12 protein-coding genes are annotated in these 11450 nt (G+C 73.4%); 9 read left to right on the forward strand and 3 right to left on the reverse strand.

Annotated elements, in window-relative coordinates:
• Nucleotide 1 precedes the first annotated feature (1 nt).
• The 5 genes from PV341_RS24040 to PV341_RS24060 all read left to right on the forward strand — a co-directional run bounded on the left by PV341_RS24040 (nucleotide 2) and on the right by PV341_RS24060 (nucleotide 4701).
• Complete coding sequence (locus PV341_RS24040; RefSeq protein ID WP_500329348.1) at nucleotides 2-844, forward strand: potassium-transporting ATPase subunit C; 843 nt, start codon at nucleotides 2-4, stop codon at nucleotides 842-844.
• Nucleotides 841-2469 (forward strand): potassium-transporting ATPase subunit KdpA, encoded by a 1629-nt coding sequence (kdpA, locus tag PV341_RS24045; protein WP_500329349.1) that lies wholly within the window; start codon nucleotides 841-843, stop codon nucleotides 2467-2469. The genes PV341_RS24040 and kdpA overlap by 4 nt, the downstream gene beginning before the upstream one ends.
• A 39-nt stretch (nucleotides 2470-2508) precedes the next feature.
• Nucleotides 2509-3060: a dihydrofolate reductase family protein gene (locus tag PV341_RS24050; protein ID WP_500329350.1), complete on the forward strand. Its 552-nt coding sequence runs from the start codon at nucleotides 2509-2511 to the stop codon at nucleotides 3058-3060.
• Between the two features lie 64 nt (nucleotides 3061-3124).
• On the forward strand, nucleotides 3125-3910 hold the full coding sequence (locus tag PV341_RS24055) for an alpha/beta fold hydrolase (protein WP_500329351.1): 786 nt from the start codon (nucleotides 3125-3127) through the stop codon (nucleotides 3908-3910).
• A 347-nt stretch (nucleotides 3911-4257) separates the two neighbouring features.
• The gene (locus PV341_RS24060; protein ID WP_500358945.1) at nucleotides 4258-4701 is read left to right on the forward strand and encodes a VOC family protein; all 444 of its coding nucleotides are present in this window, start codon (nucleotides 4258-4260) and stop codon (nucleotides 4699-4701) included.
• Nucleotides 4702-4766: 65 nt separating this feature from the next.
• On the opposite strand, the gene PV341_RS24065 is transcribed toward PV341_RS24060, so the two are convergent.
• A complete protein-coding gene (locus tag PV341_RS24065) occupies nucleotides 4767-5387 on the reverse strand; it encodes a TetR/AcrR family transcriptional regulator (RefSeq protein WP_500329353.1) in 621 nt (206 codons plus the stop codon).
• Between the two features lie 203 nt (nucleotides 5388-5590).
• Between PV341_RS24065 and PV341_RS24070 the strand changes: the two genes are divergently transcribed.
• The 3 genes from PV341_RS24070 to PV341_RS24080 all read left to right on the forward strand — a co-directional run bounded on the left by PV341_RS24070 (nucleotide 5591) and on the right by PV341_RS24080 (nucleotide 7876).
• Nucleotides 5591-6505: a LysR family transcriptional regulator gene (locus PV341_RS24070; protein WP_500358946.1), complete on the forward strand. Its 915-nt coding sequence runs from the start codon at nucleotides 5591-5593 to the stop codon at nucleotides 6503-6505.
• A gap of 104 nt (nucleotides 6506-6609) precedes the next feature.
• A complete protein-coding gene (locus tag PV341_RS24075; protein ID WP_500329355.1) occupies nucleotides 6610-7323 on the forward strand; it encodes an SDR family NAD(P)-dependent oxidoreductase in 714 nt (237 codons plus the stop codon).
• A 64-nt stretch (nucleotides 7324-7387) separates the two neighbouring features.
• Complete coding sequence (locus PV341_RS24080) at nucleotides 7388-7876, forward strand: ATP-binding protein (RefSeq protein WP_500358947.1); 489 nt, start codon at nucleotides 7388-7390, stop codon at nucleotides 7874-7876.
• Between the two features lie 39 nt (nucleotides 7877-7915).
• Here PV341_RS24080 and PV341_RS24085 read toward each other — a convergent pair whose 3' ends face one another.
• Both PV341_RS24085 and PV341_RS24090 read right to left on the reverse strand, forming a co-directional pair.
• Nucleotides 7916-8797, reverse strand: coding sequence for a GNAT family N-acetyltransferase (locus PV341_RS24085; RefSeq protein WP_500358948.1), 882 nt, complete (start codon nucleotides 8795-8797; stop codon nucleotides 7916-7918).
• A 434-nt stretch (nucleotides 8798-9231) separates the two neighbouring features.
• On the reverse strand, nucleotides 9232-10509 hold the full coding sequence (locus PV341_RS24090) for an MFS transporter (RefSeq protein WP_500358949.1): 1278 nt from the start codon (nucleotides 10507-10509) through the stop codon (nucleotides 9232-9234).
• 149 nt (nucleotides 10510-10658) lie between these two features.
• Between PV341_RS24090 and PV341_RS24095 the strand changes: the two genes are divergently transcribed.
• Nucleotides 10659-11417, forward strand: a complete 759-nt coding sequence (locus PV341_RS24095) for a site-specific integrase (RefSeq protein WP_500329359.1) — start codon at nucleotides 10659-10661, stop codon at nucleotides 11415-11417.
• Nucleotides 11418-11450 lie beyond the last annotated feature (33 nt).

The following is an 11450-nucleotide window of genomic DNA, read 5'->3' on the forward strand; positions in this document are numbered from 1 at the left end:
CATGACCGGTACCTCCACGCTGCCCCGCTGGGCCGCGCACCACCTCGCGGCCGTCCGCATGGTGCTCGCGCTCACCCTCCTCGTCGGACTGGCCTACCCCCTCGGCATGACGCTGCTCGCCCAGGCGCCGGGCCTGCGGGACGCCTCCTCACGCGACACGCTCATCGGCAAGGCCTACACCGACGCCCAGGGCGACCCACTGCCCGGCTACTTCCAGTCGCGCCCCTCCAACGCGGGCGACGGCTACGACACCGCGGCCTCCGGCGCCGGCAACCAGGGCGCCGAGAACGTCGTCGACACCCCCGACAGGCCCAGCCTGCTCACCCAGGTGTGCTCGCGCAGCAAGGCGATCGGCGAGCGGGAGCACGTCGACGGTTCGCGCCCCTACTGCACCCCCGACGGCGTCGGCGCCGTGCTCGGGGTCTTCCGCCAGGGCGGCACCACGGGCCGCGTGACCCGCGTCGTCAGCCTCAACCAGCCCTGCCCCGCCCGGCCGTTCCTCACGGCCTACGAGCACGTGGCCGTCCGCTGCGCGGAACCCGGCGCCGACTACACCCGCGCCGTCGTCACCCCCGTACGCGGCGACGCCCAGGCCCGCCCCGAGGTCCCCGTCGACGCGGTCACCGCCGGCGCCAGCGGCCTCGACCCCGACATCAGCCCCGCGTACGCGGGCCTCCAGGCACCCCGCGTCGCCCGCGAGCGGGCGCTTGGCGAGGACACCGTGCGCGCCCTGATCGCGAAGTACACCACCGGCCGCGCCCTCGGCGTGCTCGGCGAGCCCGCCGTCAACGTCGTCGAGCTCAACGCCGCCCTGGACCGCACCCACCCGACGCGCGGAGCGTGAGAGCAGACATGTACGGCTGGATCCAGGCCTCCCTCGTCATCGCCGTCGTGGTGGGCCTCCACGTCCCGCTCGGCGACTACATGGCACGCGCCCTTGAGGGCGGCCGCCACCTGAGACCCGAGCGCGCCCTCTACCGCCTGTGCGGCGTCGACCCCGACAAGGAACAGGACTGGCGGCACTACCTGTTCGCGCTGCTGGCCTTCTCGGCCGTGAGCATCGCCGCCCTGTTCGCCCTGTTCACCCTGCAGGACCGGTTGCCGTGGTCGCTCGGTCGCGACGGCATGCCGTGGAGGCTCGCCCTGCACACCGCCGTCAGCTTCACCACCAACACCAGCTGGCAGAACTACGCGGGCGAGTCCACCACCGGCCACCTCGCCGTCATGGCGGGCCTGGGCACCCAGGCGTTCGCCTCCGGCGCGGTCGGCATCTGCGTCGCGCTGGCCCTCGTCCGGGGGCTGGTCCGGCGCGACACCGACCGGCTCGGCAACTTCTGGGTCGACCTCGTCCGCAGCGTCTTCCGCGTCTTCCTGCCCCTCGCGGTCGTCTCCGGACTCCTGCTGATCGCCCTCGGCGTGCCGCAGCACCTGTCGGGGAGCGACCAGCTCGCCGCCCCCGTCGGCTCCTGGGAGTCCATCAAGCTGATGTCGGGCGACGGCGGCGGTGTCTTCAACGCCAACAGCGCCCACCCCCTGGAGAACCCCTCGGCCTGGAGCAACACGCTCGAGATCGTGCTCATGCTCCTCATCCCGACCGCCCTGATCCGCACCTACGGCCGGCTCGTCGGCAGCCTGAAGCAGAGCTGGACCCTCCTCGCGGTGGTCGGCATCCTCTTCGGCCTGCTGCTGGCCGCCGCCCACCTCGCCCAGAGCGCCCACACCGGCACCGTCGGCGCCGCGGTGGGCGGCCAGACCGAGGGCACCGAGACCCGGTTCGGCGTCCCGGCGAGCACCCTGTTCGGCGTGTCGGCCACCGCCTCGGCGGACGGCGCCGCCAACTCCTCGTACGACAGCTTCTCCAGCCTCGGCGGCGGCGTCCTGCTGGCGGGCATGATGCTCGGCGAGGTCGCGCCCGGCGGCACCGGGAGCGGCCTGTACGGACTGCTCGTGGCCGTCCTCGTCGCGGTCTTCGTCGGCGGCCTGATGGTCGGCCGCACGCCCGAGTACCTGCGCAAGCGGATCGGCACCGGGGAGATGCGGTACGTCGTGCTCTACGCGCTCGTCGCGCCCACCGCGATCCTGGTGTGCTCGGCCATCGCCGTCGCCCTGCCCGGCGGGCGCTCCTCGATGGGCAACCCCGGCCCGCACGGCCTGACCGAACTCGTCTACGCGTACACCAGCAACACGGCCGGCAACGGCAGCGCGATGGCCGGCTTCAACGGCGCCACCGACCTGCACAACCTGCTGATGGTCGTCGCCATGCTGATCGGCCGCTACGTCCCCGTGGTGTTCGTCCTGGCCCTGGCGGGGCGCCTCGCGCGCCAGCGGGCCGGCGTGGTCACGGTCGGCACCCTGCGCCCGCACGGGGTCAACTTCGTCGTCCTGGCCACCGGCGCCGCCCTGATCCTCGCCCTGCTGAACTTCCTGCCCGTCCTGTCCCTCGGCCCGGTGGCGGAAGGACTGCTGTAGTGCCGACGATCGGTCACCCCCCGATGCGAAGCTGAGGGGGTGACGAGGACCCAGTACTTCACCGCGACCAGCCTCGACGGCTTCATCGCCGACCCGGACGACTCCCTCGACTGGCTCTTCGAGGTCGAGGGGGAGGGCTTCGAGAGCTTCAGGGCCTTCTTCGCCGACGTCGGGGCCTTCGCGATGGGCGCCACCACGTACGAGTGGATCCTGCAGCACGACCGCCTCCTGGAGCGGCCCGGGAAGTGGACCGAGTACTACGGCACCACCCCTGCCTGGGTCTTCACCCACCGGGACCTGCCCGCCGTCCCCGGGGCGGACGTCACCTTCGTGCGCGACGACGTCCGCCCCGTCCACCAGGCCATGGCCACCGCCGCCGGGGGCCGGAACATCTGGCTGGTGGGCGGCGGTGAACTGGTCGGCTCCTTCGCCGACCACGGGCTGCTGGACGACCTGATCCTGGGCGTCGCCCCGGTCACCCTCGGCGCCGGTGCACCGCTGCTGCCGAGGAGGCTGACCTCGGCCCGGCTGCGGCTGACGGGCGTCGAGCGGGTCGGCCAGTTCGCCTACCTGACGTACACGACGCGCTGAGGCCGGTGCCGGCACCGGCGCCTGCGATGCGCGGCGCGGTTCGGTTCCGTGCGAGCATCTGCGGATGCTCATACTCGCCGACGAACTCGGACGTCTCGCCTGCACGGTGACGGGGGAAGGCCCGCCCGTCGTCCTCGTGCACGCGGGCGTCGCCGACCACCGGATGTGGGACGGGGTCGTGCCCGGCCTCGCGCAGCACCACACCGTCATCCGCTACGACATGCGCGGTTTCGGCCAGTCCCCGCCACCGGCCGGCCCGTTCAGCGAGCACGACGACCTGCGCCGCGTCCTGGACCACTTCGGCCTCGACCGCGCCCGCGTGGTCGGTGCGTCCTTCGGCGGCCGCGTGGCAATCGACTTCGCGCTCGCCAACCCCGGGCGCGTCCACTCCCTGGCCGTGCTCTCCCCGCCGTGGCCCGGGTACGACTGGTCGCCGCAGATGATCGCCTACGACGAGGCCGAGACCGAGGCGCTCGCAGCGGGCGACCACGAGGCCGCGGTCCGCGTCAACCTGGACATGTGGTTGCGCGGCCCGGCCCGCGGATGGGACGAGGTCCCCGCCGGGGCGGCCGACCGGCTCCGCGGGCCGCTGCGGACGGCGCTGACCCATCAGGGCGCCGTCGAGGCGCACTCACGGGGCCGCGCGGACGGCGACGTCGCCGCACTCTCCGTGCCCACCCTGATCGGCGTCGGCCTCCTCGACGTGGCGGACTTCCAGGACATCGCCCGCCGCTACGCCGCCACGATCCCCGGCGCCACCCTGGCCGAGTTCCCGGCCGCGGCGCACCTCGTGGCCCTCGAAGCCCCCGCCGACGTCACGGCGGCCCTGCTTCCGTTCCTCGCCCGCTAGGCCGTGTCGTCAAATGCCCGCCTGCCCCGCGGCGCCTGGCACGGCACTCCCCCAGCCTTCGGCCGGGGGTGCCCCCACGCTGCGTTGTCGAATCGTCCGAGTAGCCCACTACGAGGACGACTCGCCGCCTTGCGATGCACCGCACCAGACGCCGCTGGGCCCGCCCTTCGGGCGGCCGGCGCTCATTTGACGACACGACCGAGCGCTGCCCGCACCGCCAACGCGGTGGCCGTCCGGTCCGCGCCGTCCGCCCGTGGGGGAGCGGGGGTACGGATCATCCCCGCGGGACCGTGGACGTCCGGCGCGCCCCTGCGCGCCGGACGGGGCAAGGGAAGGGAGCAACCCCAGTGGACATGAAACTCGAGGTCGTGGTGGTGCCCGTCGCCGACGTCGACCGGGCCAAGGACTTCTACGTGGGCCTCGGCTGGCGGCTGGACGCGGACCTCACCACCGGCGAGGACTTCCGCGTGGTCCAGGTGACCCCGCCCGGCTCGCCCTGCTCGGTCATCTTCGGCACCGGGGTCAGCTCGGCGGCGCCCGGCTCGGTCCAGGGCCTCCACCTGATCGTGGAGGACGTGGTCGCCGCCCGCGAGGAACTCGTGGGATGCGGGGTCGAGGTGGCCGGACCGTTCCACGACGCCGGAGGGATCTTCCACCGTGCCGGGACGGAAGGACGTGTGTCCGGCCCCGACGCGGAGCGACGCAGTTACTGCTCCTTCGCGTCGTTCAGCGACCCCGACGGCAACGAATGGGTGCTCCAGGAGATCACGGAGCGGCTGCCGGGCCGCTGACCTCCGCCCCTGGTGCCGTACGGTGCCGCACCGCGGTCGCGCGCCGCGCCCGTGGTGCGGAACCTTCACACGGCGGCGACGGCCTTCTGAGGCCCGGTCACGCCGAGGATGGCGAGGCAGTTCGTCCACAGCGGGCTGAGGCGCCCGGTGTCGTTGTACAGCTTGGCGAAGAGCACCTGTCCCTCGAGCTGGGCGACGATCGACGCCGCGGCCGCGTGGGTGTCGGCGACGGTGACGTCGCCGCGCTCGCGGGCCTCGGTGACGACCTCGTCGATCATGTCGACCTGCGTCTCGAAGATCTCCTGCAGCCGTCCGCGGATGGACTCCGTCTGGTTGCTCATCTCCAGCGTCAGGTTGCCGAACATGCACCCGGAGACCGTGCCGCAGGACTGCTGCCCCGCGTGCTGGCTCTCCTCGGTCGCCTCGAACAGCCTGCGCAGCCGCTCCAGCGGTGCCTCGGCGGCGCCCAGGATGCGGGTCCAGTCGCGCCTCTGCGCCGCCCAGTGCTCGTCGATGACGGTCAGGGCGAGGGCTTCCTTGGACTCGAAGAAGTAGTAGAAGCTGCCCTTGGGCACCCCGGCCGCCTTGCAGATCTCGGCCACCCCCAGGGCGGAGTAGCCGCGCTGCTCGATGAGCGTCTGCGCGGCAGTGATGATCTTCTCCCTGGCATCACTTGTGCGTCCCATGACAGCAGTATACGACCGATCGACTATTGTGTCGTCGACCGGCCGGTCCCGCTACTTGTCCCGGTCGGGAACCCCGACCGGCCCCCATCGTGGGCGCGCCGGCGGGACGTGCGCCAGGACCGGTTTCCTCCCTGCTGCGAGGCTGCGACTCCCACACGCCCCCCGTGACGGAGATCCGGCAGGCCAGGCCCTAGCATGGCGGCGTGGAGCTGCGTCAACTTCGGTATTTCGTCGCGGTCGCCGAGGAGCTGAACTTCGGGAGGGCGGCCGAACGGCTCCTCATCGCCGGGCCCTCGCTGTCCCAGCAGATCAAGGCGCTCGAACGCGACCTGGGGGTCAGGCTCTTCGACCGCGACCGCCGGTCGGTGTCGATCACCCCCGCGGGCTCGGCGCTGCTCCCGCACGTCCGGGCGCTGCTGGAGCGCGCCGACGACGTGGGGCGCCGCGCCAAGCAGCTGGCCGGCTCGGAGGCGGTGCGGCTCGGCTACACCAACTGGCTCCCCGCCGACCTGGCGGCCCGTGCGTCCGCGGTGGCCCGGCTGCACGTGGACGCGTGGGTCGGGCCCTCCCACACCCAGGCCGCCCGGGTGGCCGAGGGCGGCCTGGACCTCGCGATCTGCTGGGTGCAGACGGCGGACCTGGAGCGGTGCGGCCTGCGGTCCCGGCTCCTGGGCGCGGACCTGCTCTACGCGGTCTCCACCGGCGACGACACCAGTGCCGTCCGGGCCGAGGACACCGTCGTCCTCCTCGACGACGACACCACCACCTGGCAGTCGTGGAACGTCTACGCGGAGCGTTTCGCCGCCGACACGGGGGCCCGCACGATCCGTATCTCCGACGGCGGTATCACCGGCAGCGGATTCTTCGACCACGTCCGCCGCTGCCGCGGACCGGTCGTCAACTCCCCGAAGGGCCAGACCACCCCGCTCCCTCCGGACCTGGTCAAGCGGCCGGTGATCGCGCCCGAGGTCTACTGGACCTGGTCGCTGGTGTGGCGCGCCGACGAGGTCCGCGACTCGGTGCTGGCCGTGGTGGACGCCCTGGCCGAGGGCGTGGGCGACCTCGGCATCCACGGCCCGGACGTCTGGCTCCCCGACGGCGATCCCTACAAGCGATAGATTTTTGGCGGTATGCCGGAATTGTCGCTCGGTCCTCGCGGTTATAGGTGACCGGTCGGCTACTTCGCCGGCGCAGTCCACACCCCATCCGTCGGGAGCAGGTCATGAGCGTTGAGGGTCAGAAGGTCGCGGTCGTCACCGGTGCGTCGCAGGGCATCGGTGCCGGTCTGGTCGAGGCGTACCGGAAGCTGGGGTACGCGGTGGTGGCCACGTCGCGGAACATCGGCGAGTCGGCGGACCCGGGGGTGGCGGCGGTGCGCGGGGACATCGCCGACTGGGACACCGCGGAGCGGGTGATCGCGACGGCGGTGGAGCGGTTCGGCCGGGTGGACACGCTGGTCAACAATGCGGGGATCTTCGTGGCGAAGCCGTTCACGGAGTACACCGAGGAGGACTACCGGGCCGTGATGGCGGTGAACCTGGACGGCTTCTTCCGCGTCACGCAGCTGGCGGTGGAGCGGATGCTCCAGCAGGGCGGGGGACACGTCGTCCAGATCTCCAGCAGCCTCGGGGACCAGCCGGACGCGAAGGTGACGTCGGTGCTGGCGTCCCTGACCAAGGGCGGCCTGCAGTCGGCCACGAAGGCGCTGGCGACCGAGTACGCGACGCAGGGCATCCGGGCGAACGCGGTGGCGCTGGGGACGATCAAGACCCCGATGCACCCGGTGGAGACCCACGAGATGCTGGCGGGCCTGCACCCGGTGGGACGCATGGGCGAGATCGACGACATCGTCGAGGCCGTCCTGTACCTGGAGAGGGCGCCCTTCGTGACCGGTGTGGTGCTCCCGGTCGACGGCGGCCAGAGCGCGGGCCGCTGACGTGCGCCGGCCTCCGCCGTGGTGGGAGGCAGGGCCTTCCGCCGCGGAGGACGCCGGTCGTGGCGTGCCGACCGGCCGTCGGACCAGCTACGGCCTGGAACGACTCCTGGACGTCCTGCCCGCGGCGCCCCGCCCGTGGCGGCTGCGCCACGGGCGGGTGCACGACGCCGTCCTGTGCTTCCCCGTCCGGCACGGCCCGCGCGAGCTCGGCACCCAGCGGCGTCAGGTGCGCAGCCCCCTGGACCTGCCTGAGGTGCCGGAGGAGGCCGCGGACGACGCCCTCCTGGTCGTCTCCGAGCTGGTCACCAACGCCGTCACGCACGGCACCTCCGAACACGGCCGGGGCCTGCCGATCGTCGCCGCCCTCGCGTCGGACCACGGTCTGACGGTCCGCCCCGGCGCCGGTGTCTGCTGGGCCGACCTGCCCCTGGACCGCCCCCGGCGGTGCGGCGCAGGCGGCGACCAGGCGGCATGCGTCGCGCTGACGACGGCTTTCGCCGCGCTTCTGCTCGTCGCGGTCTTCACGGCGGGCTGCCTGCTGCAGCTCGTCTGAGACGGGGCGAGGGAGGAGCCCGCGCCCCGTCCCGGCGCCCTACAGGTCGAGCTGGTACTCGATCGCCTGGTGCGTGGGTCGGTAGCCCAGCGCGTCGTTGATGTTCCGCATGGGCCGGTTGCCGTCGGCGGTGTCGGTCAGCAGACCGTCGAGTCCGGGGTGGCGCTCGCGCGCCTGCCGGATCGACTCGGCCTTCATCCACCGCCCCAGGCCGTGTCCCCGGTGCTCGGGCAGGACTGCGGTGCCGTAGTGCTGGCCGTCGCCCTTGCCGTCGCCCGGGACGACCAGCTCGGTGAACCCGGCGATGGAGCCGTCCGCATCGTCGACGGCCACCACGGTGTGCAGCAACTCCCCTCGCGCCTCGACGGCTTGGGCGGCAGCACGGACCCGGTCCACGTCCCAGGTCACCGTGCCGTAGGCGACGTCGTCCATCGGCATGTCGTCCATGGCCCGGCGTGACGCGGCGAACGTCGTGGCGAGGTCATCGGGCACGGTCCCGTGCCATGACGCCAGCCGGTATCCGGGGTGCGGACGCTCGACGAGTTCACCGAGGGCACTGATGTCCACGTCGGCCATCGGGAGCCGGGCGAACGTCAGCGCGAGGGCCCTGCGGAAACCCCGTGCCAGGAGGAAACGGTCGCCGGGCGAACCGGCCTCGGCCTGGGCGATGACGCAACGCCGGCCGTCCGCCCGGGCAGCCGCCACGGCCGCGGCGAGCAGCCGCGAGCCGACGCCGCGGCGCCGCTCGACCGGATGGACGTGGAGCTTCAGTTCGGTGAGGTGTTCCTGCCCGGCACCGCTGAACAGGCGCAGGAACGCCGATCCGAGAGGAATCGCGTCCGCGTCGCTCGCCAGCCACGCCAGCCGGTAGCCGGACGGGCCGTGAGCGGGGTCGGTCAGTGGGGTGATGCGCATGGACAAGGTGTCTCCGTCGTGAGGAGGTGGGAAAGGGAACGCGGGACCGACTGCCGGGCACTCCTGCACATGTGCCGCACACCTCCTCGTCGACGAAGCCGGCCGGTGACACCCGGTCGGCCGGGGGACGCTAACGGTTCCCGCAGGTCGACGGCAACCCGATTCGGATCCGGCAGCCCGGGACCTCGCGGTCCCCCTCGACGGCTTCGTCACGGCCTCGCCGCCGCGCGTGAGCTCCGCGGTGACGACCTCGACGTCGTCCTCATGGCCGGCGGCGTCACGATCGGCCCGGCGCTCGACGCCGGGCGGTCGAGACGCTCACGCTGCACCTTGCCCCCGTCCGGCCGGGCGCCGCACGCCGCTGTTCACCGGCGCAGCGTGACCCCGACCTCGACCGTGACGCACATGACCCACGACCGCCCCTGACGGCCCTGCAGGGCTCAGGACGAGGGGGAGGGGCTGCCCACGCCCTGTTGCTCCCCGCCGGGGGCCGGGGCCGTCGACCCGGGCCGCGGGAGGGCCGCCCGTACGGCGGGAAGCGTCAGGACCAGGGCCACGGCCGCGAGTTGCCAGACCGCACCGAAGCCCAGCACCCCCGCGACGCCGAACAGGACGGACACCGGACCGGCCGCCGCGAGGCCCACCGGCCCGAGCGCGAAGGCGCCGAAGGTGCCGTAGGCGCTGACCCGGGCGAGCGCACTTGGCGGCACCTGGGACTGCGTGGCCGTGGCGTAGAGGGTGCCGCACACGGCCGAGCCGACTCCGGCCGCCAGCGCGGCGGCGCAGATCCAGGGCAGCGGCCGCCCGGTGGCGAGGGCGGCCGACGGCATGGCCCAGCCCAGGGTGGCGGCCGTGCCCACGAACAGCGGCCGGCGGGGCCGGCGCCCCAGCATCGCCACGCCGCCCGCCACTGCTCCCGCCCCGTACAGGGCCATGACCAGGCCCCAGGAGCTCGGCCCGCCGAGATTCCGCTGGGCGACCAGCGGCCCGAGGACGAGGAACGGCGCCCACACGAAAAGGTTGAACAGGCAGACGTGGACCGAGGTGACCCACAGCCAGGTCCGGGAGCGGAACTCCGTCCAGCCCTCGCGCAGCTCCGCGACGAAGGACGAGGCAGGCCCCGCGGCCCGGACGGTCCGCGGCAGCAGGAGCAGGGCCACGACGCTCACCCCGTAGCTCACGGCGTCCACGGCGAGGACCGCGGAGGCGCCCGCGGCCGCCGTCAGGACGCCCGCGATCGCCGGGCCCGCGATCGAGGCCGCCGATCGGGCCACGCCGAGCAGCGCGTTGCCGTCGGAGAGCGCGTCACCCGGCACGATGCGGGGGACGAGCGCGTCGAGAGCCGGGGTGAACAGGGCCTCGGCCGCGCCCCAGACGACGACCAGCGCGATCAGCGTGACCATGTGCGGATCACCGCCGAGGAGGGCCAGGGCGAGGCCGGCCTGGGTGAGGCAGCGGGTGACGTCCGCGGCGAGCATCACCTGCCGGCTGCCCCACCGGTCGGTGAGGACGCCTCCGGCGAGCAGGACCAGCACCAGCGGCAGGATCCGCGCCGCGAGGACCAGGCCGAGCTCGGTGCCCCCGCCGCCGGTCTCCAGGACCGCGAAGGCCAGCGCGACCGACGCCATCGACGATCCGAACAACGAGGTGGTGTAGCCGATGAAGAAGCGCCGGAAGTCGCGTTCGCGCAGGACCGCGGGGCGGAGATCGAATGCCATGGGCGCAGCGTGCAAGGGGCGCGCGGCGACACGCCAGGCCCGCGAAAGAAATTATTGAGTCGGGTCGAATCAACTTAGGATGGCAGCAGTTCACACCGCAGGGTGATTTACTGCGGTCGATCTCGGGATCGACAGGGGAGGGGCGTCGCATGACCCAGCCGGTGGAGTACGCCGTCGCTGTCGACCGCTTCCTCGCCGCCTCCGGGCTGGGCGCAGGCTCGCGGCGGGTCTACCGGATCGCGCTGGCCACCTGGGCCTGGGGGCTCGTCGACCGCCCCCTGCCCGTCGGCGGAGGGCGCCGTAACGCCGAGCCCCCGGCGGTACCGCTGGCCCTGCTCGACGCACCGGGTACCGCGGGGCGGCTACGCGAGGCCTTCACGGCACGGTCCGCGGCGGTCGGTGCCCGCACCGCCAACCGTGAACTGTCGGTGCTCTGCAGCGCCGTGACGTGGTGGCGTGCGCAGGGCTGGCTGTCGGGCGACCCCACGCAGGACCTGCGGGCGCTGCCCGTGCCGAAGGCACGCCGAGCCGGGGCCGGACTCGGCGCCGACCAGGTGCGTGAGGTGCTCCGGCTGTCCGCGCCGCTGCGGGAGCAGGCGTTCTGGCATCTGCTCCACGAGACCGGGGCCACCATCGAACGGCTGCTCGCGCTGGACGTCGACGACCTCGACCTGCCGGACCGCCGCACCCGCCGGAGCACCGGGGTGCCGCTGCGCTGGGGGGACGGATCGGCCCGGTTGCTGCCGCTGCTCGCCCTCGGGCGGGTCGACGGGCCGCTGTTCCGCACCGGCCGCGGGCGGCTCTCCTACCGGCGCGCCGCGGAGTTGTTCACCGCCGCCACGCGCCCGCTGGACGTGCGGGGGCGCGGCTGGACGCTCCGCCAGCTCCAGGCGGCGGGCCGGCGCTGACCCGTCCGCCGCCTGGAGCTGGCGGAGCGTCCA

This window comes from Streptomyces sp. PA03-1a, from assembly GCF_033792805.1.
Lineage (GTDB): Bacteria > Actinomycetota > Actinomycetes > Streptomycetales > Streptomycetaceae > Actinacidiphila.

What these genes read in the sequence shown, in the direction of transcription:
- PV341_RS24055 (WP_500329351.1), top strand. Translation starts at nt 3,125, where the DNA reads ATGCTCATACTCGCCGACGAACTCGGACGTCTCGCCTGCACGGTGACG.
- PV341_RS24040 (WP_500329348.1), top strand. Translation starts at nt 2, where the DNA reads ATGACCGGTACCTCCACGCTGCCCCGCTGGGCCGCGCACCACCTCGCG.
- PV341_RS24065 (WP_500329353.1), bottom strand. Translation starts at nt 5,387, where the DNA reads ATGGGACGCACAAGTGATGCCAGGGAGAAGATCATCACTGCCGCGCAG.
- PV341_RS24075 (WP_500329355.1), top strand. Translation starts at nt 6,610, where the DNA reads ATGAGCGTTGAGGGTCAGAAGGTCGCGGTCGTCACCGGTGCGTCGCAG.
- PV341_RS24090 (WP_500358949.1), bottom strand. Translation starts at nt 10,509, where the DNA reads ATGGCATTCGATCTCCGCCCCGCGGTCCTGCGCGAACGCGACTTCCGG.
- PV341_RS24095 (WP_500329359.1), top strand. Translation starts at nt 10,659, where the DNA reads ATGACCCAGCCGGTGGAGTACGCCGTCGCTGTCGACCGCTTCCTCGCC.